Raw genomic sequence first — 23,094 nt, forward strand, 5'->3', positions numbered from 1 at the left:
ATCTGTCTGAGCTGCCCGGTGTGCAACCACGCGCGCCGCAAACAGCGCGGCCTCCTTTTCTGGTTCGTCACCAGGGTGGAGAGCCGCTTCTGCCCCAACGGAAAAGCCTACGAGCGGGTGCACGGACGCAAGTCGCACGAGCCCCTGCCGCGCGAGGTGCGCCCGGACAGGGAACAGGCCTAGCGTTCGCTCCTCCTGTCCAGCGGAATCACGATAAACAGGTGGCCCTTGCGCTCTTCCTCGCCCAGGTAGAGCGTCCCGTCCAGGCCGGTCACGATCGTGCTGAAATTGTGCGGGTTCCAGGCATAGATCGGCGAGCGGTCCACCTCCAGCGGCCCGTAGTGGGTGTAACCGCCCCCGCAGGGTTCGTAATGGAACAGGGTGCAGCCCTTTTCATTCTCGCCCGCCACTCCGTAAATCCGGCCGTCAGCGGCGGTTGCCAGCGCCCGCATCCTCCTGTCGATTCTCACCTTGCCCAGGTTGGTCACTCTTGCCGCCTCCGGCTCGAACCGGAACAGGTAACCGTCGTTGGTCCCACCGTAGAGCTCGCCGCGCGCCCCGGATGTCCAGCAGGTAACCACCGGGTGGTAAATATCGAAATCGTAATGGATCAGGTAGAAATCCCCCGGCAGCCGGGCGTCCAGCCTTTCCAGCTTGCCCGTGGAAGCGTTGTACCTGGCCAGCCAGCCGCCGTCGGTGCTGTAGTAGCAGTTCCCGGCGGCATCCAGCGCCAGCGCCCGGGGCAGGGTCCGGATTCCGCGCCTGGGACCGGAGAATATCGATTCGGTCCAGGTATCCCCGATCACCGTCGTTTTTTTCAGCGCCGGATCGAAGACAAAAAACCTGCCGTGAGGGTAGGTCACGCCGTAAAGCCTGCTCCCGTCGATGCTGAGAGTCATGCAGTAGATCCCCTCGCCGGGTACGGCCACGCCCAGGTCCGTTACCTCGGCCGGGTCATTGGCGGCGTAACGGGCGCCGTCCCACGATGACGGGTCGAAACGGTACACGTGCCCGCCCTCGTAGTTCTCGTAACCCGCAACCAGATCGGCCCACATCTTACGCACCACGTGGTCGTGGCCCAGCTCGCGGCCGTAGTCCCGGCTGATCCGGGCCGGGGCGGTCATGTCCATGCCCGTGCCGAAATACACCGCGCCGGCGCTGTCCACCACCACGGCGTTGTTCACCCCGCCGGCGCCGGGGAGAATCCCCAGCGGACGGAGGTGGTTGGTGGCTGGCTCGAACGCGAATATCTGGCTGCGCTTCCCGCTGGTGGCTCCGTAAATCCTGCCCGTTGTCCTGTCGACAGCCAGGGCGGTGATCCGGCTGTCGTCGGGTTCGATCAGGTTGCTGCCCTTCTGGCCCAGGTCGCGGTAGTCGATCCTCTGCTTGTTGAGCACCAGGTTCTGCGGCGCCGCCTGCAGCGCAGCCGCGGCGATTATCAGCAGACAGGCCGAAGCCAGGTATTTTACGTGTTGTGTCATTGTCACCCCTGACATGCATTAACTGTACAGTTTATTTGCGCACCCTGAGCTGCTCGGGCGGATCCCAGTAGAAAAGCTGGAGGCTGTACGGGTCGGCTCCCGCCGCCTTGCCGGCCACCTTGTCGGCGTCATGTTCCTCGATAGCCCCGCAGAAGTACACGCGGCCGTCGTCAGCCACCTCGCAGGCGCCCATACCCAGCACCAGCCGGCCGTCGTCGATAAACACCATCCCCAGGTCATCCACCCGGCCTGTGGCCAGGTCGCAGCGTTTGAGGAAAGTGCGGGTCTCGGCCTGCGTTTCCTGGTCGACAGCGCTGTAGTCGAACGAGCGGTTGACTATTCCGTAGTAGAGCGCCTTGCCCGGCACCATGCCCACCGCCAAGGTTGCGTAGGGGAACCGGTGCTCCGCGCGGTGGACATCCAGCGCCATGTCGGCCACCAGGCGGGTGCTGCCGGACTGTCCGGCTCCGGGGTCGAACTCGAAGAGCAGGCTGCGGCCGCACTCGATCCCGTAGATTTTCTCGCTGACAGGGTCCCATTCCACATAGCGCCAGTTCTGACGGCGGTCCAGCGCGGGACGGCCCCGATGATAGGCCAGCCGGATGGTTTTATCGTGGGGTATCTGCAGCGGCAGCTCGACCAGCCTGTCCGCGGCGATATCGTATTTCCAGATCCAGTGGTTCTGGCTGGTGCCGTAGAGATTGCCCTCGCCGTCAAGGGCGATCATCCGGTTGATGTCCCAGTTGGATACGCGGCCCAGGTCGCGGCTGACCCGGCTGGCGAGATCGAACTGGTAGATGTGGTTATTGAAGCAGGAAAGGTAGGCCAGGTTTCGTTCGCGGTCGATCACCAGCCCATAGGAACCGAAATGCGGATTGACCTGCCCCAGGTCCTCCAGGATGCCGGTGGACGGCGTATAGCGCATCAGGTGGGAACCCTTGTCGTAGTATGTCGATGGGTCGATCCGTCCCGGACCAGCACCCTGATTGCCGGTGGCGAAACAGATCCGCCCGCTGCCGTCCTCGGCGAACCGGGTGTGAATTTTGGCCTGGGTGCGCTCGCCCGTGCCGTTGTCGCCGACAAACACGCCGATATCCGCGACCAGCCTGTTGATCCCGGTGGCCGGGTCGTACTCGTAGAACAAGGCGCTGCCGCCGTGGGTGCAGAGTCCCGAATAAACGCGCCCGGCCTCGGAAACGTAAAGCCCGGCCCACATCCCGTCGGGTTTGTAGTTATCCGGGTAGGGTGCCACTTTGACCACCACCGTATCGGTTTCGGCGGCGTACGATGGTCCGCCTGAGAGTACAGCCGGCACGGCTGCCGCCAGCAGGATTGCAATCGCTCTGGATATCATCACTGACCTCCGGGTTTATCTTAACTGGCGCCTCTGTTTCTCTTCAGTGAAGTTTAGACCGATTACAACCAGACTGCAACCACTTTTGCCCTGTCAGCCGAAATAGCGTTCGTTCTGCAACTGAAACTCATCGAGCAGGGCCATGAAATTCTCATAGCGCGTACCGACCGCCACCGAATGGCTGGTGCCGATAATGAACCCGCCGGGGCCGGCCCCTTCAGTTTCAAGCGCGATCCTGAACGCCCGCCGCACATCTTTCCGGACCTCCTGCGGTGCGCCGCCGATCATGTTTTCCACTCTCACGCCGCCCCAAAGGGCCAGGCCGCGGCCATAGCGTGCGCGCAGCTGACCGATATCCACTCCAGCGCTTTCCTGCAGAGACTGGTAGCAGTCGTAGCCGGCGCGGACAAAAAAATCGAGCAGGGCCGCGTTATTACCGCAGGCGTGTTTGAGGACTTTAAACCCCCGGCCGTGTACGCCGGCCGTGCGGCGGACGATATTCGGCAGACAGAAGCGCTCGAAATCAGCGGGCGAAATCAGCGGTCCGGTGTTGCAGGAGAAATCCATGCCCCACAGAACCGCGTCCTGGCCGGGGCGGAGATAGTATTCGTCCTCCAGTTCCCCGACCGCCAGCGCCCGCCGGTGGGCCGCCAGCACGGTTTCCGGGTTGAGCGCGAATTCCAGCAGCCCGCGCTCGTAACTGCCGCCCAGCAGCACCATCGAGGCCTCGTCACCGCTGGGACCAAGCACGAACCGCTCCCCGGTGAAATGCGAGATCACGGCGTCCACCGCCTCGAAACAGCTTTCGTGGGGCGGGTCGATCGATCCGGGCACGGGGAAATCCCCGGGAGTAAACGTTTTCTCGCGCAGAACAGGATCGTCGATACAGGTGATATCCTCGGTGCGGGGGCTGTAGCGGTAAATCCGTCCATCGCGGTCGCGCCAAGTGACATCGTCGACTCGCTCCGGCTGCAGCGGCTCGTAGCCTGCCGGCGGCAGCACAGAGGAAGCCATCGCATGCACGGGCACGATATCGATCAGGTCCAGTTTAGTGTAAAACTCGATCGCGTCCTCGCGCCAGCTCTGGGCCACTTCATCGCGCCTGCCCTGCCAGAGAGCGAGCTGGCTTTTGGCCTTGGCCCGCAGGAACGTTTCGCGGCCCAGCACCCGGCTGACCGTATCATGATCGACAGCGAAAAAGCCGAGGGGCAGCCTGTCCGGTTCCCGGTGCTCCAGGGCGGCCAGCACCCTTTCCCTGCTGTTCATCGCCCCGCTCATAACACCATCAGCCGGGTTGTATACTCCTTGAACAGACGGAACCAGTTTTCCACACAGTCGACAGGAACGGTCCCGGGGAGATCCTCGGGCCGGTGCCAGAGGTGGCTGAGATTGTATCCCTCGCTGTTGACATAAACCGCTTGGACAGCTTCATCGCGGAACGGCCGCGCGTCAAGCATGAAGCCGTCGCGCCCATCCCAGCGTGGACTGCCGGGAATCCCGGCCCTGCGGTCGATACTGAGGATCATCCTCAGCAGGTCGTCATCGGCGGTATGGATCTTCAAATCCGGTCCCCAGGTGACCGAATCCAGATTAATCAGAAAACGGATATTCTCGAACGTGCCTTCATCGCGACGGCGCCGGGCGTAGTTGATCGCCCCCAGTTTATCGTACTCCTCGCCGGTGGTGGCCACAAACGTGATTGTTTTTCCGTTGCGGGCGCCGCTGAATGCATGGGCGATCATCAACATGGCGATCACGGTAGCGGTATTATCGTTGGCGCCGGGTGAGTTGTAGACCGTATCCAGGTGGGCCAGGAAAACAACTTCCTCGCGATTCTGCCCCGGCAGGCTGCCTACCACGTTGGCCGTCGGGGTCTGCGGCGTAAACTCGACCCTGGCGACTGCCCTCACAGGCGTGCTTCTGCGGACCGCTTCCTCGAGCAGGGGTACGTCCTGGAGGCCGATATTGAAAATGGGCGGGCATTTGATTTCCTGCTCGAAACTGTAAAACGGCAGCGGGACAGCCCGCCCGTAGCGCGACAAGCTGATAAAAGCAAGCCGGCTGTCGGTGCCCGGATCGACAATGGCGTATTTCAACCCGCCCGGATCGTCAATCCGGCGGAGGACACCCCGCACTCCCTCAGGTCCCGTTCCGCGGCTGCCGTGTGACGGGCAGGTTTCGATCTGTCTGTCTCCCAGGTAAAACCCGGGCTCCGCTGTCAAGCGCCAGCGCTCGAACCGGAACGTATCCAGGAACACTTCGGGCATGGCCCGCTCCATCTCCCGCCTTACTATCCTGGCCGCACGGTCGTATTCGGGGCTGCCGATCGGGTGGGGGCCGAGTGCGCAGATCTCATCGAGCAGCACTCTCAGGTACTCAGCCCTTGACTCAGGCGTGGCCACCATCACGCGGCTGTCCGGAAACGGCATAGTCTCCTGGCAGCCGGACAGAATGCCGGTCCCCAGAGCCAGCCCGGAAGCGGCCTGAATAAATTTTCTCCGGGAAATATTTCGCATCGCCGGTTCCTCGTTCGGCATCCTGACGTCTCCTTGACAGCCAAACCCCGCGCAGTTCATATTCAAGTTTCAAATCCTCAAGTGAAAGAAAATTAACATGAGCCTTCCGCCCGCACAAAAATATTTTATATCAGGGTTTGCGATCTGGCTGACTGTCCTGGGCGCGGCGGCGCTGGCGTTCCTGCCCGTGCTGAGCGCCGGGTACGTACAGTGGGACGACTCCCTGCTGATCAACAACCTGGCCGTGCGCGGGATCGGCCCCGAGCACCTCCGCAAAATCCTGCTGCCGGGCGGCGGTGCATACCAGCCGGTACGCGACCTTCATTTCGCCGTTATCTACCTGTTCTCCGGGTTCGATCCGTTCGGCTACCATCTGTCAAATTGGCTGCTCAACCTGGCTGTGGCGGCGCTGGCGTTCAGAGCCGGGCAGGTGCTCGTCCGCCGGGCGGGATTGAAACAACAGCCGGCCGGGGAACTAGTGCCCTGGCTGACGGCGCTGGTGTTCGCGCTTCATCCGCTGCACGTGGAGGCGGTGGCCTGGATGCAGGGCAACAAGGACCTGCTGGCGTCCGTATTTTTCCTGGGAGCATTCTTGTGCTGGGAGAAATCCGGCAGGCAGGGAGGCGGGCTGGCCGGTTACTACGTCCTGTCGCTGCTGCTGTTCCTGCTGGCCCTGGGGAGTAAACCGACGGCGGTTAGTTTTCCACTGGTGGTATTCGCGTTCGATATGCTGTTCCCCGTCGGCAAAGCGGATAAAGATTTAAGTGTCCTTCCCAGAGCAAAAACCCTGTTGCCGCGCTACCTGCCGATAGTCCTGCCCGCCGGGCTGCTGACAGCCTATTTTGTGTTTTTCACCGGCGCACTGGACGCCAGCCGGCTGAACGCGGAGAATTTCCTGGCCATTCCGCTGATCCTGCTCGAGTGCTACCGCCTGATCCTGCTGCCGGTCGGACTGACCCACAGATATGTGGACCCTGTATTCATCTCAGTGGCCAACCCGGGATGGTGGGCGGGAATAATATTGACCGCAGTTCTGATAATGCTTGCCTGGAGATCAAGGCGCAAGAAACCTCTGGTGACTTTCGGCATCCTGTGGTTTTTCATCTGCTGGCTGCCGCAGAGCAACCTGTTCCCAATCGCGATCAGAGTGGCCGACCGCTATGTATTCCTCTCGCTATTTGGAATAGCGCTGGCTGTGTCCGCGGTGCTGGTTCCCATACTGCAAAATTTACGCAGGGGATCGGCGATTTACAGCAAGGTGGCCGTTGCCGGACTGTTACTCGCAATCCTGCTGGCTCTGGGGACCCTGAGCTGGCAGCGTTCCCGGGTCTGGCATGACGGAGTCAGTCTGTGGAGTGACTCCGTCGAAAAATATCCCGGTCACGATTTCTACCACTATGGCCTGGGCGAGGCATACCTTGCGGCGAACAACCCGGCAGCGGCCAGGGAATCCTACATCAGAGCGGCAGAAATCTCACCGCTGAACGCGCGCAACTGGACCGCTCTGGCGTATACCTGGAAACAGGAAGGCGAGCTGGAGCAGGCTGAAACTTTTTACCTCAAAGCGCTAAGCATAGACAATACGAGCTATTTCGCCGTTAACAGCCTGGGCAACATCTACTCCCAGACCGGCAGGGATTCCCTTGGCCTCGAGTTCTACCAGCGCGCCCTCAGCCTCCGTCCGGGCGATTACATGGCCGCCTATAACCTGTCCAGGCTTTACCGCAGGCTTGGCCGCGGCAATTCCGCTGACAGCCTGATGAGCCGGCTGGAAAGCGGCTCCCTGCCCAGGCCGGTGGTGCTGCTGCGGCGCGGGCAGGACTTTGTCGAACTGGGAATGCTGGACAGCGCGAGGGTAAGGTTCCAGCGGGCGGTCGAGCTGGATCGCAACCTGGCGCCGGCCTGGGCCGGGCTGGGCCAGGTTTATCTTCTCCAGGACTCGGCAGGCAAAGCGGTGGAGACAATGCGGCATGTGCTGACCAGAAGCGCTCCGGACTGGTCGCTGCTGAACAACATGGCCCTGGCTTTCGAGCGGACGCAGCAGGCTGATTCGGCGCGGGCCTATTACAGTCGAGCCTACCAGGCCGAGCCGGACTCGGTGCAGAGCGCGATCAATCTGGCGGTAAATCTCAATCGCTCGGGCAGGCGCGAAGAAGCAGTCGTAATCATGCGGCAAGTGCTGGAGCACCACCCTGATAATTTCCCGGCGCTGAGAAACCTGGGCAACTGGATGGCTCTCGAAGGGCATCACGCCGAGGCGGCCGGTTATTACCAGCGGGGCCTGGAGATTAATCCGGACGACGTCAACGTCCATTACAACCTGGGCAGGCTTTACCTCCAGTTCCTCAACCGGCCGTCCGATGCGCTGCACCACCTGCGCGAATGCCTCCGTCTCGATCCGAACCAGCCCCAGGCAGCGGCGGTGGGTCAGGCCGTGGAGCGACTTGAATCCGTCCTGGAAAACAAGTAAGCGCAGGCAAGAAAAAAAGCCCTCCGGGATGCTTCCGGGAGGGCTTTACAAAAACCACTTGCGAATCAGGAATTATCGGGCGCTCTGGCTGGCGCCGCCGCTGTGCTGGATCACCTGCGTGCCCGCCGGCGGCTTGAAAGTGAACCGGGCGTCGCTGAGCTTAAGATTTTCTTTCTGGTTGCTGTATTCCAGGAGTGTGCTGTCCCCGTTTTTCTGCACGATCATCGTCCGCACCGGATACCACTTGCCGTCGGCCACGGTCAGTATCACTTTTTCCAGGCCAAGCGATGGACTGGCGGCGGATGTACCGGGAATCGGCACCAGCGCCAGGGAGTAGAACTTGCCGCCCTCATCCAGCGACCCGGTTTCCACCAGTTCGACCGTAAACTGTTCCTGGATATCCGCCACCGAGCCGCCGAAACCGACAAACAGCGCGCTGAGACCCGAGGACTGCTTGAGCGACAGTTCGTGGACCTGCTTGAGCTCGGGGTAGTGCAGCCAGACATGGTTGTAGTTGATAATCAGCTGCTGGTGCTCGGGTGACTGGGTATCGAGCACGAGCTTGTCCGGGTTGCGGAAATAGAACTTGCCCTTCGAGACGATATTGTCATCGAACAGGGCGAGCTGCTTGGTCTGGACGAAATCCGCCTGCAGGTCCTCAAGCCGCTGGTTGGCCCGGCTCATCCGCTCCAGCACCTGGTCCACTTCCAGACCGGCCGCCTGCAAATTGCCGCAGAGAAACAGACAGAGCGCCGTTGCGATCACATTCTTCAGATTATTGTTCATCCTGATTATTCACTCCGTTTGCCTTATTACACCGCTGGTTTCAAACCGTTCGGGCCGCACTGCCGTTTTTGCGCCCGAACGAGTGCTGGCCCAGATACTCCTTGACCAGCGAGGGCAGCGACCTGTCGAGATAGCTCCGGATCGAGACATAACAACCGCCGCACTCGTTTACGGGTACGAACGAGCGCTTGATTTCCTTGAGCGAAGTGTACTCCTTGTCGTGCATCGAGCAGGGTTTGAGAAATCCCTCGGGCGTAACCACCAGGAAATGCTTCCCGGCGCTGCAGGGAGTGATTTCGCCCTTCTCGAAAAACTCGTAAGTACCCTGCAGGTTGAAATCGGCGTTCAATATCCGGCCGCAGTTGATTTCCTTGTATGACCGCAACTGGTCAAACTGGTCGCGCAGCTGGGCCAGGTCCTCCTCGGTCTCGATCGTGTAGGCCCGGTTGCCGGTGCGAAGGACCGAGTAGGCGCTGTAGGAGATGCTTACGCCCCAGCGCTCGGCCACCCGCGCGATATCCATCACGTGGGGCATGTTCTCCTTGGTGATCGCGCAGTTGAGCACGATATCGTCGTGACCCAGGGCCGCCAGTTCGGGAATCATCCTGTCGAGCTTGTCGAACAGCCCCTGGGTGCCGCGCCACTCGTCATGGCGGCTGTCCGGGAAACAGAGGCTGATCGAAAGCTGGTTGATTCCAGCCTCGCGCATCGCCAGGTATTTGTCCCTGCTCAGCAACCAGCCGTTGGAAACGACTATCAGGTACGGCGCGGCGCTGCCCGCGGGTTTGATCGCCCTGAGTACATCGATCAGGTCCTTGCGCAGCAGGGGTTCGCCGCCTGAGATCTGGACGATCACCGGCTTGAGCTGGCGCATCAGCCTGCGGTAGTCCGCCGGTCCGATCCGCTTTTCGTCATCGACTATTCCGCCCATGTTGCAATGCTTGCAGTCGTTGCAACAGGAATATGTCATCTCGAAAGAAACGACTGTCGGGTAAGCAGCCACGTAGGCCGGGATCCCTTTTGCCAGGATCGCCGTCGTCTCTTTGCGGGTCAGCTTTTTCATTTCCGCCGCCCTTCCCCGTTGATTTGTCCATCCACCAGATACATCGTGCGATCCCCGCGTTCGGCTACCTCGGGATCGTGGGTGACCAAGATGATGCTCTGCCCGTGCTCGGTATTCAGCCTGCAGAGGATATCGAGCACTTTTTCCGTGTTGGCCCGGTCCAGACTTCCGGTCGGTTCATCGGCCAGCAGGATCGCGGGCCTGCGCACCAGCGCCCGGGCAATCGCCACCCGCTGCTGCTCGCCGATCGACAGCTCCGACGGCCGGCGGTTCAGCTTGGCGCCCAGTCCCACCAAGTCCAGCAGCTCCGCCGAGGAAGGCAGTTCATTGCGATGATTGCCGTTGCCCCATACCGTCAGGCGCGTGGCGATTTCCACGTTGGCCTCGGCACTCAGCGTGGGCAGGAGGTTGAAGCGCTGGAACACGAATCCGATCTTGTCATAGCGCAGCCGCGTAATCTCGCCGTCGTTACGGCCGGTAAGCTCCGTGCCGTCCAGCCAGATCCTCCCGCCGCTGACATGGGTCAGTCCGCCCAGCAGATAGAGCAGGGTGGACTTTCCCGAGCCGGAAGGGCCCATCAGGCTGCAAAACTCACCGTGATCGACGCTGAAAGACACATCCTTCAGCACTCTCGCGGTTTCGCTTCCGCTCCTGTAGTCCTTGCAGAGATCCCGGGCCAGAACAGCCTTATTTTGCAACTCGGACGAGATTTGCCGTCTCCTGATTCATAAAGTACCGCACCGCCTCCCCTCAGAGACCACCAGAGTCTGAATACGTACCGACCTGCTGGCCACAGTATAACATTTCGGAAGCGTTTCGTCAAGTTTGAAAAATCCTGACAACTATTTCTATTTATTGGAACTAACTCCGTCAAACTGAAAAAGTTTCCAAGCAAACAAGTCTTGATGCTCGCCCCCAAGCTCCTGGTAGCGCCAGTAGTTGGTCAGGACTATCCTGTTGTAGTAGTGCGTCTCTTCAAGCGGGATCAGTTCGATAAACAGATCCAGGTCGAATGCGTCCTCGCCGGTCCCCGCAGGATGGGACCTTTCCAGCCAGGCAGGCAGGTTGCGCGGGTCGGCGTTATAGCTTGAAATCGCCAGTGCGATGTTGCCGTCGTAGCGCTCAAGGTTCATCGAGAGGAACTTGGTGCCCAGCCGGATATTCACCGCCGGGTCGTAGAGCCGCCGCGTGCTCACGCTGCCGATCCCCTCGCCCCTGGCCAGTCTCCTGCCCACCGATGGCAGGAGTTGCATCAGCCCCACCGCGCCGGCGTGGCTTTTTGCGCCCGGATTGAAATTGGATTCCTGGCGCATCACGGCCGTAATCAGGCCCGGCGGGATATTCCGGCGTTCTCCCTCGTGCCTGATGATCCCGATATTCTCCTCCGGGTTGAGGAAAGCTATCCGCCAGAAATTTTCCGGCAGCATAAGGCCGCCCTGCTGAAGAAAGCGGTGGAAAGGTCCGCGGAAACCGCGCAGAACGCGGTGGTACATACCGGCATCGAGAAAGTTCTCATGGTAGCGGAAGCGGAGCAGAAGGTCATCCGGTGCAAGCGAGAGACCGTGGCTGTAACAGTACGCAGCTTCGGCGTAGAATCCAAGCTCGCTCCACCATCCAGCCTGTTCCTGTACCATTTTTCCTGTGGCGTTAAGCGTATCCGGGAACACCGGGAGCTGCACCATCGGCAGTAAAGAGACCCAGGGCAACACGCCGGTGTTGTCTCGAAGGATTGCATGTTTCAGCAGCCTGGCCCTGATCCCGTAGTAGGTATAGGGGTAAACCCGGGCCAGGGTGGCGTATGCTCGCGCGGCCATTTCCCGGTCACCGAGAGCATCCCGGCTCTTGGCCAGAAACAGCATCGCCCGCTGCCACCCCTCGAAGCGGCTGAGCCTGACTTCCTCGAGACCGGCCAGTGTTTCCACCGCAGCCGCGTAATGTCCCTCGTGGTAGTGAATCAGTCCGGCGTAACCGGCGAGTTCCACTTTCTGTTCATCGTCCGGGTTTTCGCCCAGCAAGCCGGCCAGTATGCTCAGGGCCCGGGAGTAACGGTCGCGCTCGATCAGGCTCAATGCCCGCAGCAGCCCGGCCTGCATCCTGGCAGCGGTACCCGGATACGCGGCGGCGCAGATTGAGTCCACCGTGGCGACCCGGCCGAAATAAGTATCCGCGAATCCCTGATACTTGCGGGCGGTGGAGCGGCGGCTCTTGTTCTTGTACATGCGCCACGAATAGTCGTTCTTGCGCGCGATCGCCTGGCATTTCTTGCCGCAGCGGAAATTGAACTCGGAGCGCAGCAGCAGAGCGCGCTCCATTTCCGGGCTATCCGGAAAGCGGGCGGCGAACTGCTTGAAATAGCGCTCGAGCAGTTCGGCGTTGCGACGGTTGCGGGACAGCTGGCGGGCAGAGAACCCGCGGTTGACATTTTCGAATATCTGGAGGTAAGCCTGCTCAGCCTGCGACGAACCGGAATGGCGTTTTATCAGAGCCGTTAAATCCGAGTGGCCGGTAAGCCCCTGGGCGCGCGCCCATTCCAGCATCCTCTCCGGCCCCAGTTTCAGCCCCCCGGCTCCGTTCATCGCCTCCACCAGCCGGCAGGCGTCCCTGGCCTGGCTGCTGGTCCCCGACTCCTCCCAGAGCGCATGAAAACAGTCCGCGGCAGCCTGGTAATCCTGATCCAACAGAAAGCGGCAGCCGGCGAGCAGCAGGATTCTGCGGGTGAACCGGGATACCGGGTAAGTGCGGCCGTAGGCAGTACCGGCCCGAAGCATTTCGCCTCCGTCGTGCCAGTTATCGGCCACGGTCCCGGCCGCGGCGCTGTAACCGGCAGTAAATGGGAAAAGTTTTTCGAGCCGGGATAACTCGGCCGCGGCGGCGCGATAGTCGTCCAGGAAAGGAGGATCGCTGCGGGAAAGCTGGCGGAACGACGGCGCTTCGCTGATCATCCGGTCCACGAATTCGTCCTCGCCGTCCATCGCCCGCTGGAACAATGCCACCGCCCTGGCCAGCCTGCCCAGCGAGTCAGCGCCCATCGACTCGCCGTTGAGCTTGATAACTTCAGTGTAAATCTTGTTCCGTACCCCGGGCGAGGCATCGAAACTCTCCTGCAGCCTGGCCACCGCATCCCGGCTGTCTCCGGCGAGAAGTCCGGACTGACCGGATACGAATGCCAGGCCGGCAAGGCAGACTGTTAGCCGGACTAGTGCGCGGCAGATTGCAGGCATCGGATATGTTCTTCGTCGAAAATGTTCAGCCAGAACGTTCAAATCAGGATCACTCGCTGCCGCTGAGCAGCTTCAGCATTTGGCCATGAAGAGTCTCGCTGCCGGCGGCCAGGACAGTTTTGGCTGTTGACGGATCGAACGGGCGTCCCTCGAAATCGGTGACAATCCCGCCCGCTTCGCGCACCATCAGGCAGCCGGCGGCGGTGTCCCAGTGGTTCAGGTTTTCCTCCCAGAACCCGTCGAAACGCCCGGCGGCAACACAGGCCAGGTCGTAGGCCGCGCTGCCGTCCCGGCGGAGAGCGAAACTGGCCCCGAGGAATTTCTCGAACCTGCCGGTGTTGCGCTCCAGCACGCCCGGCTCGCGGATGTTATAGGGAAAGCCGGTAACCAGGAACGCCCTGTCGAGATTTTTGGCCGACCGCATGCGCTCAAGCCGGCGGCCGTTGAGGAAAACTCCGCCACCGGCGCTCGTCGTGAAAGTTTCGCGGGTCGCCGGCTGATGGATCACTCCCAGCATAGATTCGCCGGAGTGCTCCAGCGCAATCGAAACAACGAAACATGGATAGCCGTGGGCGAAATTGGTGGTCCCGTCGATCGGATCGATCACCCAGCGGAAGTCGGAGTCGCCGGTGGTATTCGTCTCTTCCTCGGCCAGGAATTCATGGCCCGGAAACTCCCGCCGGATATTTTCCACCAGGAACCGTTCGATTTTTCTGTCCAGCGCGGTTACCGGGTCGATCTCACCCTTGAGTTCCATCTCGGTGCCCCCGGCCAGGCTGGCCATCAGCATCTCACCCGCCCTGCCCGCCAACTCCACGGCAAGCTCCAGCGCCCGCCCGGCCACGTCCTGCAATCTCCGCCCCTTGCGAAATGCAACATTATCCGCTTGAAAGGCTTAAGATTACGCGCCCGCTGCCGGTTTGTCAAGCCAACCCGGACAGCCTTGCCCGCGTGGTGAGTGACTGCTAACTTTGGGGACTGATGAGCGAGTTCGGCAGACATATTACGGCCTGGCTGGTGCTGCTGATGGCTGCGTGGGCGGCTTCCGCCTGTTCCGCGACGGCGGAGAGCGAAAGTGCGCCCGCACGGAATAAGGTCGTGATGACCGGGCTGGATATCCTGGTGAAAGATGAGTTTGCTCAGTTTGCCGGCCTGCGGGTGGGTGCGGTTACCAACCACACGGGGGTCGACAGCCGGGGACGGCCGCTGTACCGTCTGTTGAGCGCTGAGCCGGACGTGGAACTGGCGGCGGTGTTCGCACCGGAGCACGGCCTGGAGGGAGTGCTCGAGGGCGAGTACGAATCGGCCAAAGCCGGCGGGAGCGGACTGACAGTCCACAGCCTATACGGCCTGGAGCGCAAACCGCGCCGGGAGTGGCTGGACGGGCTGGATGCGCTGGTGTTCGATATCCAGGATATCGGCACGCGGTTTTATACCTATATCTCCACGATGGCCCTGTGCATGCAGGCCGCGGCCGAAAACGGGATCACCTTCTACGTCCTCGACAGGCCAAACCCTGTCGGCGGGCTGAGCGTCGAGGGTCCGGTGCTGGAGGAATCGCTGCGGGGAGATTTTATCGCTTATTACCCGATCCCGGTGCGCCACGGGATGACTGTCGGCGAGCTGGCCCGGCTGTTCAACGATGAATTCGGGATCGGCGCGGACCTCCACGTGGTCCGGATGGACGGCTGGCGGCGCGGGATGTATTACGACCGGACCGGACTGGCCTGGATCGACCCCTCGCCCAACATGCGCAGCCTGAGCGCGGCGATACTCTACCCCGGACTGGGGATCAGCGAAGCCACCAACCTGTCAGTCGGCCGGGGGACTGACATTCCCTTCGAGCTTTACGGCGCCCCGTATGTCGACGGGGTGGCGCTGGCGGCCAGGCTCAACTCGGCCGGTCTGGCGGGGGTATCGTTCCGGGACACGACGTTTACGCCGGAATCCCATGTTTTTCCCGGCCGGGCCTGCGGAGGAGTCAGGGCCGTGTTGACGGACCGCGAGGCATTCAACAGTGTCGAGGCGGGACTCCACCTGCTGAATGCGCTGGAACGGCTTTATCCGGACAAGTTCGATCTCGAGCGGATCGACCGCTGGATCGGGCGGCGGGATGTCAAACGGCAGCTGGAGGACGGCGTGCCGGTCGAACGGATTATCGCGGCCTGGCAGGATGAGCTTGAGCGATTCAAACAGACCAGGGCGAAATACCTGATCTATCCTGAATAACTCGCCGGCGGGCACCATATGACTGGTAACGAACCGCTGATCACCAACGATGCAATCGTGCTGGGCATTCTCGTCCTGGTTCTGGCGGCGGTGTTTGTCACCTCTTCCAGCAACCGTCCGCTGTTTGTCAAATTCTACAAATACGTACCGTCGATACTGATCTGCTATTTCGTACCCGGCCTGCTGGCCAGCGTGGGACTGATTTCCGCCGACCACTCGAAGATCTATTTCGTCACCTCGCGCTACCTGCTGCCGGCCTGCCTGGTGCTGCTCACTCTCAGTATCGATCTCCAGGGCGTGCTGCGGCTGGGTCCTAAGATGCTGATCATGTTTTTCACCGGGACCGCCGGGATCATTATCGGCGGGCCGGCGGCGATCCTGATAATCTCGGCCGTGGACCCCACGATAGTCGGCGGAGCGGGACCGGATGCGGTCTGGCGCGGGTTGACCACCGTGGCGGGAAGCTGGATCGGCGGCGGAGCCAACCAGGTGGCGATGAAAGAGGTGTTCGGCGTGGGCGACAGGATTTTCGGCACGCTGGTGGCTGTGGACATACTGGTGGGCAGCCTCTGGATGGCCGTGCTGTTGATCGCCGCCGGCTACAGTGAGCGGATCGACCGGGCCAACGGGGCCGACAGCAGCGATATCGAAAGACTGCGCAAAAAGATAGAGGACTACAAGGCCGGTATCGACCGCCTGCCTACAACCGCGGACACGATGGCCGTGCTGGCGGTGGGCTTCGGTGTGACTGCTGCGGCTCATCTCGGCGCGGATATCCTCAGCCCCTGGATCGAAACCAACTGGCCGGGCCTGGCGAAATTCAGCCTCACCAGCCCGTTTTTCTGGATTGTGGTGATCGCCACCACCGGCGGCCTGCTGCTCTCGTTTACCCGGGCGCGCAGACTGGAGGGCGTGGGAGCATCGCGGATCGGGACGGTTTTCCTTTACCTGCTGGTCGCCGCTATCGGGATGAAGATGGACCTGCACTCGGTGATCGACTCACCGGGCCTTTATCTGATTGGCCTGGTCTGGATCTCGATTCACGCCCTGCTGCTGATCGTGGTGGCCCGGCTGATCCGCGCCCCCGTGTTTTTCCTGGCTGTCGCCAGCCAGGCCAATGTGGGCGGGGCGGCGTCGGCTCCGATAGTAGCCAGTGCGTTCCACCCGTCCCTGGCCCCGGTTGGCGTGCTGATTGCGGTGCTGGGCTATGCACTCGGTACCTATGGGGCCTGGATCTGCGGGCAGGTGATGAGAATAGTGGCGCCGATGTGAGGAGATTTACCGTGATCATGGAGCCGGAAGAACAGGGTAAATTCGAACCGCCGGAACACCCGGTTGATAGGCTGACCGGCCGGTTCAAAAAAACCGTGCTGGCCGTCGCGGTTGCCGAACTGGTGATCTACTGGCTGCTCGTGATCCGCTTTCCAGCGGCGATGCTGCCGGTGTCGGTGCTGCTGGGCGGGGCGGCCTGGTTTTTCCGACGGGCCGACAATTACCTGTCGTCCTTGCAGCAGGAAATGCGGCTCAGCCAACGTGACCTGGATTTTGTGGCCAAATATTGCAAGTCCTGGATCTATATTTCCGCCTACGGAGCGGCATTCGCCCTGTTCCTGCTTTTGAGAGGATGAACCCGGTTTGAGCGCTGACAAGCTGAAGGAAATTATCGCCTACCATGACCGGACCAAGCACGGGATCCTGCGTCTGGCTCCCTCGGCGGGCTACCTGGACCGGGCGAACCAGCCGCTGCCGTTCAGGTTTTACGAGGGCGCTCCCGGACTCGACCTTCCCCTGGGCCTCCCCGACCCGGATGAACACCACCTTGCGCTGTACCGGCGTTCTTCCAACCTACAGACCTGCGGCCTGAGCAACCTGTCCAAATTCCTGGAACTGTCGCTGGGCCTGTCGGCCTGGAAAGAGCTGCAGGGGAACCGCTGGTCGCTGCGGATGAACCCCTCCAGCGGCAACCTCCATCCCACCGAATGCCACCTGATTCTGCCCGGGTCGGAAGGACTGGACAGCGGACTTTACCACTACAGCCCCTTCGGCCATAGCCTGGAGCGCAGGGCCGCGCTCGGCGACGGAACAGGGAAAATTCTCGAGGAGCATTTCGGCGGCGAGGGCTTTCTGCTCGGGCTGACCAGCATTTTCTGGCGCGAATCGTGGAAATACGGCGAGCGGGCCTACCGCTACTGTAACCACGATACCGGCCACGCCCTGGCCTGTCTGTCGTTCTCCGCGGCTCTGCTCGGCTGGAAAGTCCGCTGGCTGGGAAATCCCGGAGACAGCGAGATCGCGGCATTGCTGGGGCTTGACCGCACCGGGTTCCCCGATTACGAGGACGAACGGGCTGACCTGCTGTGCTTCGTTGCCGCGGGTAAACTGAATGCCAGCGTTCCGGGAGGCGTTCCGGTGGAGCTGGCCGATCAATTGCGGAACGTGGAACTGGCCGGAACGCCTAACCGGCTCAGCAGGGAGCACCGCGAGTGGAAAATTATCGGCCATGTTGCGCAGACGGCCTCAAAGCCGTCAACTGAATATCCCGAAACCGCGTTCGGATCGCCGCCGTTACTGGAAAAAAGCGTCTCCGCGCTGAAAGCCGCGGAGATTATCCGCAGGCGGCGCAGCGTGTGGGAATTCAGCATGGAACAGAGTTTCGCCGGCCGCAACGAGTTCCTTTCCATCCTGGACAGGACTGTCCCGCGCAGCGGGATGGCCCCGTTCGACTGCGGCCTCGGTCCGGCCAGGGTACAGCTGGTGCTGTTCGTCCATGATGTCAGCGGGCTGGAACAGGGGCTGTACGCGTTTCTGCGCGACGAGTCGTGCAGGGAGGAGCTGGAGGACAGTTTCAGCGCGGAATTCGCCTGGGAGCGAGCCGATGGCGCTCTCCCGCTGTACGTCCTGCGGACGGGCGACTACCGCAACCAGTCGATGACCCTGAGCTGCAACCAGCAGATCGCGGGGTTCGGGACGTTCGCCGTGGCGATGGTGGCCCGGTTCAGGGAGACTCTGGAGGAGGCTCCCTGGGCTTACCCGCAACTGTTCCGCGAGTGCGGACAGGTGGGACAGGCGCTGTACCTGGAGGCCGAGGCCCAGGGCCTGCGGGGTACGGGGATCGGCTGCTATTTCGACGACCCCGTGCACGAGCTGCTGGGAATTCAGGACAACCGCTGGCAGAGCTTATATCACTTCACCGTGGGCGCGCCGATCGAGGATGCGCGGCTGCAAAGCTATCCGCCATATTTCCATCTCAAGCGCTGAGCCTCCCTTAGTCCGCTCCGGTCCGCATTTCCCACTGGCAAAGCCGCCGGTCCAGGTCGTCCTGGACTGATTTTACACCCCTCTGGCCGAACAGATTGTTCTCCTCGGCCGGATCGCTCTCCAGATCGTAAAGCTCGTGGTCCATCCCCGGTTCATAGTGATGGACCAGCTTCCAGTTTCGCGTGCGGATCATCCGCATCCGGGCGTGGGGCGTGTAGTGGTGCTGGTTGTAAATCAGGTAGAGTTCATCGCGCCAGACCCTCTGCCCCCCGGCCAGCAGAGGGGACATGTCCATGCCATCCAGCAGCAGCCCCGGCCTGCGCACAGCCCCGGCAACAGTAAGCAGCGTGGGGAAATAGTCCAGCGAGCTGACCAGCTCATCGCACACGCTGCCGGCCCGGATCCTGCCCGGCCAGCGCATCACCAGCGGCACCATCGCCGAAGTATCGAAAATGTTGGGCCGGGTCCGGTCTGTAGCCAGCAGCCTGCCGTTGCCTTTATGCCACATCCCGTGCTGGCCGATATTATAACCGTTATCGCCGGTAAAAATGACGAGCGTATTCTCCAGTTCACCCTGCTGTTCAAGCTCCTCCAGCAGGCGGCCCAGGTTGCGGTCCACCGAGGTGACGCTGGCGTAGTATTTCTCCGTGATCTCCCTGATCCGTCCCGGCTCGACTCCCTCCACTTCCGGTACGCGCAAGGTGCGTCCCCTGTACGGCTCCCAGTCCTCGTCGGGTACGGGCACGTAGGGAGAGTGCGGCCTGAACGGGTGGAAAAACAGGGCGAACGGCTGAGTCCGGTGGGTGCGCAGGAAACGGATCGCGAAATCAGCAAGCCGGTCGGTGAGGCCGCCCTTGTAGTCACGGGTCACTCCGTTTTCCATCAGCGGCGGGTCCCACATTTTCGAGCCGCCGGTCAGCCCGCCGGCGAAATAGTCGAACCCCCGGCTGGTGGGCCAGAAATCCTGGCGGGTGTGGCCGAGGTGCCATTTGCCCACCAGTCCGGTCCGGTATCCGGCCGCACGGAGTTCCTCGGCCAGAGTCGGCACGTTGGCCGGCAGACCGACCGGTTCCCGTACGCCGATCCAGTCCTCGACCCCCACCCGGTGGTTGTAGTTTCCGGTCATCACCATCGCCCGCGACGGCGAACAGACCGGGCAGGTGAACGCGCGGGTGAACTTCATCCCTTCGTCGGCCAGGCGGTCCATCACCGGCGTATGGATCTGCTCATTGCCGTAGGCCCCCATGGCCCATTGCGCCTGATCGTCGGTGTTGACAAACAGGATATTTGGCCGCCGGCCACGCTCCGGTCCCGGCGCCAACGCTCCGGAAGCTGAAGGGCGACTCAGCAGCGATGCACCGGCCAGTGTCGCTGAAGCGGCGAAAAACGCTCTGCGGTCCATACGCGCTCTCCGGGTCAAAACTGTCGGATGATATGGATTATCAATATTGCGGGGTCCAGCTGATAAACGTCCTAATTATTCCTCCCCGGCTTCAGTATATAAATTTAGCTATCAGGCATTTTATGTTTATCTTAACTTTTATAGCTAAATGCAAGTGAAACATAAAGTCAAGGAGTTTTCCGCGGCTGGCGGAAAATCCCTTGATCTCATCCCGGTTCCGGATCCGGATCATGCGCCGAGAGCGGCAACCTTGTCGCAGAAATCATCCAGCTCCGCTGTGGATTCGAATCCCATCGTAAACGCGTCCACCGAACCCAGGCTCAGCACGTAGCTCAGCGACTCGCTGAGCTGGTCGCGGATACGGCCCGCTCCGGCCAGTTTCATGCCGATTATGCCCTTGCCCTTGTCGTGAGCTTCCCTCAGCACAGGGGCAACCACTTCCGGCGATCCGTCCATCGCCGCGCCCGCGTGGTTGATCCGCGCCAGGATCACCTCCACCCAGTCGCTGGCCACAGCCGCTTTCAGCGCGCCCAGGTCGTGGCAGCTCACGCCGAATGTCCGCAGGACCCCCTGTTCGCGGGCCTCGGAGACAACATCCATCGTGGCCTGCATCTTCGCCGTCCAGCCCGGATCCATCAAGCTGTGCAGCAGCAGGATATCGATCACGTCGGTGTCCAGCTCGCGGCGGAAGCGCTCGATATCCGCTTTCATCCCGGCGGCGTCGCGCGTGGTGGACTTGGTCAGGATCACCACTTTTTCCCGCGGTACGTGTTTCAGCGCCTCGCGGTAACAGGGGTGCGAGCCGTACTGGTCGGCCATGTCCCAGAATGTCACACCGCGCTCGAAGCCGTGGCGGATCAACCCGACGAACTTGTCCAGCCCAAGCCGTGTCTGGTTGGAACTTTTCCGCACTCCGTGCGTACCGCTGCCGACGGCCAGCCGGCTGGTTACTATCCCCGAGCTGCCGAGGGTGACCATGTCCGTGGCGCTGCAGCCGGCCGCCGGGGCCGCGACAAGCGTGTCGAGGGAGCCGCCGGACCACGACGGCAGGGCCAGCGCGCCGGCGCCGACCAGCGCGCTGCGGATAAAGGTTCTGCGATCTATGTTTCGCATCGTCTCTGTTCTCCAGGTTGAAATGGATGCCTTGGGCTACTACCATTTATAAGGTTGAACAAAGTGTTGCGCAATCCTAAACCGGACAATTCAGTACGAAAATCTTTGCCAATCTCATTCAGCCGTGCAATATTGCGGTTTGCCGAGGTTATGAAAAAATCACAAACCGACTGATTCGACGCTGCACGGGGAAATTCGATGCCGCACATTGTCCGCACCTTTCTGGTCATCATCGCGTCTGTTACCATCCTGGTTCCCCGGTCGGTCGAGTGCGCGGTCGGGTTTACCGCCGGAGAAGCGCAAAACGGCGCGGTAATCGAGGCACGCGCCGGTAACTGGGGCTTGACGATCGTAAAATCCCCCTGGCGGATGAGCCTGGTGCGCGACGGCGAGGTTATCGCGGCTACCGCACCCGGCGAGGCCGGATCGGCGACAATCGATGGCCGACGGATAACTTTCGACGCGGTGGAGGACTGGCTGGTCCAGGGTGACGGTCTCTGGCTGCAACTGGCGACCTCCGACCCGCAAACGCAAGCGATCATGACTGTCACCCCGTTCGAGGACAACGCGTTCGTCCGGGTCTGGCTGGAGGGCGAGCCGCTCTGCGGCCAGATCGAGCAGGTCTGGGAGCTGGAACCCGGTGGACACTGGTACGGGGGGAATATCACCAGCACTCACAACTGGCCCCTGGAGACCGGCGAAATCGAGCTGGACCCGTTCCTGTCGAGCAGCAACCAGACCACACCCGGATGGCTGACCTCCTCGGGCGCGGGCTTTTTCGTACCCACCTACCAGCCGATGGGCTTTGCGATCAACCGTGACTCCGACGGCCGGTTCCGGTTTAATGTCAAGCAGACGGCGCACCTGGAATACCGCCTGATCGCCGGTTCCGATATTGTCGAAGCTTTCGACACGTTCACCTCTCTGGCCGGGCGGCCGCGCACTGTACCGCCGCGGGGATATTTCGCCAGTCCGATTTTCAACACCTGGATCGAGTTCCATCTCGACGTGAACCAGCAGGACGTGCTGGAGTACGCCAACACGCTGAGGAAAAATAAATTCGGCTGCGACGTGTTCATGATCGACGACCGCTGGCAGGCGCACTACGGCGACCGGGTGTTCGATCCGGTCAAATTCCCCGAACCGGAAATGATGGCCGACAGCATGCACGCCCTGGGATTCAAGCTGATCCTCTGGGTCACCCCTTTCGTCGATTTCGACGCCGATAATTTCGCCCACCTCAAACAGCGCGGCTGGCTGGTGCGTGAGTCCGACGGAGTCACTCCGGCGGGTATCGAGTGGTGGAACGGGACCAGCGCCCTGGTGGACCTTTCCAACCCGGAGGCTTTCGGCTGGTATGTCGACCAGCTCAAGGGCCTCCAGCGGCGCTTCGGGATCGACGGGTTCAAGCTCGACGCCGGCGACGCCGGGTTTTTCAAGCCGGACTTCGTCACCTTCGGCAATGTCAGCCCCAACCGCTACACCGACCTGTTCGCCGGGGTCGGCACCCATTTCCTGATCAACGAGTACCGGGTGAGCTGGCTGATGCAGGAGGAGGGACTCGTCCAGCGACTGCGCGACAAGAATAACAACTGGAGCCGGAGGTCTGGATTGGGCTCGCTCGTGCCCCACGGCATGAGCGAGGGACTGATCGGTTATCCCTATTTCTGCCCGGACATTATCGGCGGCGGCCTGGACGGCGATTTTATCAGCGCCGAGTTCAAGGGCATGGACCCGGAGCTGTTTATCCGCTGGACCCAGGCCAGCTGCCTGATGCCGATGATGCAGTTCAGCTACGCCCCGTGGAATCTCGACCGGCGGTCCGCTGAAATCTGCCGCCGCTACGCCGAGCTCCACGAACAGTTCGGCGACTATATCTACCGGCTCGCGCTCGACGCTCAGCAGACCGGCCGGCCAATCGCCAGGCCCCTGTTTTTCCTGGACCCGGCCGATGAAATCACTTACGGTATCTCCGACCAGTTCATGCTCGGCGACAGCGTACTGGTGGCGCCCGTGCTGGAAAAAGGTATCCGGGCGCGGGATATATACCTCCCCAGGGGGCAATGGAAGGACTTCCACAGCGGCGAAACCCATCTTGGACCGAAACAACTCAACGGGCACCCGGCCCCGCTGGACATACTGCCCCTATTCCTGCGCCAGAATTAGATTTCCCCGAACCGGCCGAACAATCAACAGGAGCC

General features: G+C 61.6%; 18 protein-coding genes. 7 read left to right on the forward strand and 11 right to left on the reverse strand.

Annotation, left to right across the window (positions count from 1 at the left end; all coding sequences use genetic code 11):
• The coding region (locus FVQ81_10175; protein MBW7996911.1) for a hypothetical protein at positions 1-183 on the forward strand (183 nt) is incomplete at its 5' end.
• Here the strand turns inward: FVQ81_10175 and FVQ81_10180 are convergent.
• The 4 genes from FVQ81_10180 to FVQ81_10195 all read right to left on the reverse strand — a co-directional run bounded on the left by FVQ81_10180 (position 180) and on the right by FVQ81_10195 (position 5,417).
• Positions 180-1,481, reverse strand: coding sequence for a hypothetical protein (locus FVQ81_10180; GenBank protein ID MBW7996912.1), 1,302 nt, complete (start codon positions 1,479-1,481; stop codon positions 180-182). The two genes, FVQ81_10175 and FVQ81_10180, sit on opposite strands and share 4 nt — an antisense overlap.
• 31 nt (positions 1,482-1,512) lie before the next feature.
• Entirely contained in the window at positions 1,513-2,835 is a 1,323-nt protein-coding gene (locus FVQ81_10185) for a hypothetical protein (protein MBW7996913.1), read from the reverse strand.
• 93 nt (positions 2,836-2,928) lie between these two features.
• Positions 2,929-4,113, reverse strand: coding sequence for a hypothetical protein (locus FVQ81_10190; GenBank protein ID MBW7996914.1), 1,185 nt, complete (start codon positions 4,111-4,113; stop codon positions 2,929-2,931).
• A complete protein-coding gene (locus tag FVQ81_10195) occupies positions 4,110-5,417 on the reverse strand; it encodes a Zn-dependent exopeptidase M28 (protein ID MBW7996915.1) in 1,308 nt (435 codons plus the stop codon). Before FVQ81_10195 ends, FVQ81_10190 begins: the two co-directional genes overlap by 4 nt.
• A gap of 31 nt (positions 5,418-5,448) precedes the next feature.
• Between FVQ81_10195 and FVQ81_10200 the strand changes: the two genes are divergently transcribed.
• The gene (locus tag FVQ81_10200; protein MBW7996916.1) at positions 5,449-7,821 is read left to right on the forward strand and encodes a tetratricopeptide repeat protein; all 2,373 of its coding nucleotides are present in this window, start codon (positions 5,449-5,451) and stop codon (positions 7,819-7,821) included.
• Positions 7,822-7,893: 72 nt separating this feature from the next.
• On the opposite strand, the gene FVQ81_10205 is transcribed toward FVQ81_10200, so the two are convergent.
• From FVQ81_10205 to FVQ81_10225, 5 genes are all read right to left on the reverse strand, one after another.
• Positions 7,894-8,607 (reverse strand): outer membrane lipoprotein carrier protein LolA, encoded by a 714-nt coding sequence (locus FVQ81_10205; protein ID MBW7996917.1) that lies wholly within the window; start codon positions 8,605-8,607, stop codon positions 7,894-7,896.
• 40 nt (positions 8,608-8,647) lie between these two features.
• On the reverse strand, positions 8,648-9,670 hold the full coding sequence (locus FVQ81_10210; protein ID MBW7996918.1) for a radical SAM protein: 1,023 nt from the start codon (positions 9,668-9,670) through the stop codon (positions 8,648-8,650).
• Entirely contained in the window at positions 9,667-10,368 is a 702-nt protein-coding gene (locus tag FVQ81_10215; GenBank protein MBW7996919.1) for an ABC transporter ATP-binding protein, read from the reverse strand. Before FVQ81_10215 ends, FVQ81_10210 begins: the two co-directional genes overlap by 4 nt.
• 150 nt (positions 10,369-10,518) lie before the next feature.
• On the reverse strand, positions 10,519-12,891 hold the full coding sequence (locus FVQ81_10220; protein ID MBW7996920.1) for a lytic transglycosylase domain-containing protein: 2,373 nt from the start codon (positions 12,889-12,891) through the stop codon (positions 10,519-10,521).
• A 49-nt stretch (positions 12,892-12,940) separates the two neighbouring features.
• Complete coding sequence (locus FVQ81_10225) at positions 12,941-13,744, reverse strand: inositol monophosphatase (GenBank protein MBW7996921.1); 804 nt, start codon at positions 13,742-13,744, stop codon at positions 12,941-12,943.
• A 128-nt stretch (positions 13,745-13,872) separates the two neighbouring features.
• On the opposite strand from FVQ81_10225, the gene FVQ81_10230 reads away from it, so the two are divergent.
• Genes FVQ81_10230 through FVQ81_10245 form a run of 4 tightly spaced genes read left to right on the forward strand, consistent with a single transcriptional unit; the run spans position 13,873 to position 18,378 of the window.
• Positions 13,873-15,120, forward strand: a complete 1,248-nt coding sequence (locus FVQ81_10230; GenBank protein MBW7996922.1) for a DUF1343 domain-containing protein — start codon at positions 13,873-13,875, stop codon at positions 15,118-15,120.
• A gap of 18 nt (positions 15,121-15,138) precedes the next feature.
• The gene (locus tag FVQ81_10235) at positions 15,139-16,392 is read left to right on the forward strand and encodes a DUF819 family protein (GenBank protein ID MBW7996923.1); all 1,254 of its coding nucleotides are present in this window, start codon (positions 15,139-15,141) and stop codon (positions 16,390-16,392) included.
• 11 nt (positions 16,393-16,403) lie between these two features.
• A complete protein-coding gene (locus FVQ81_10240) occupies positions 16,404-16,748 on the forward strand; it encodes a hypothetical protein (protein ID MBW7996924.1) in 345 nt (114 codons plus the stop codon).
• Positions 16,749-16,770: 22 nt separating this feature from the next.
• Complete coding sequence (locus FVQ81_10245; GenBank protein MBW7996925.1) at positions 16,771-18,378, forward strand: SagB/ThcOx family dehydrogenase; 1,608 nt, start codon at positions 16,771-16,773, stop codon at positions 18,376-18,378.
• 7 nt (positions 18,379-18,385) lie between these two features.
• On the opposite strand, the gene FVQ81_10250 is transcribed toward FVQ81_10245, so the two are convergent.
• Complete coding sequence (locus FVQ81_10250) at positions 18,386-19,780, reverse strand: sulfatase-like hydrolase/transferase (GenBank protein MBW7996926.1); 1,395 nt, start codon at positions 19,778-19,780, stop codon at positions 18,386-18,388.
• A 228-nt stretch (positions 19,781-20,008) separates the two neighbouring features.
• Positions 20,009-20,893: an aldo/keto reductase gene (locus tag FVQ81_10255; GenBank protein MBW7996927.1), complete on the reverse strand. Its 885-nt coding sequence runs from the start codon at positions 20,891-20,893 to the stop codon at positions 20,009-20,011.
• Between the two features lie 198 nt (positions 20,894-21,091).
• Between FVQ81_10255 and FVQ81_10260 the strand changes: the two genes are divergently transcribed.
• Positions 21,092-23,059 (forward strand): hypothetical protein, encoded by a 1,968-nt coding sequence (locus FVQ81_10260; GenBank protein MBW7996928.1) that lies wholly within the window; start codon positions 21,092-21,094, stop codon positions 23,057-23,059.
• Positions 23,060-23,094 lie beyond the last annotated feature (35 nt).

It is taken from the genome of Candidatus Glassbacteria bacterium (assembly GCA_019456185.1).
In the GTDB taxonomy this organism is placed as follows: domain Bacteria; phylum Gemmatimonadota; class Glassbacteria; order GWA2-58-10; family GWA2-58-10; genus JAJRTS01.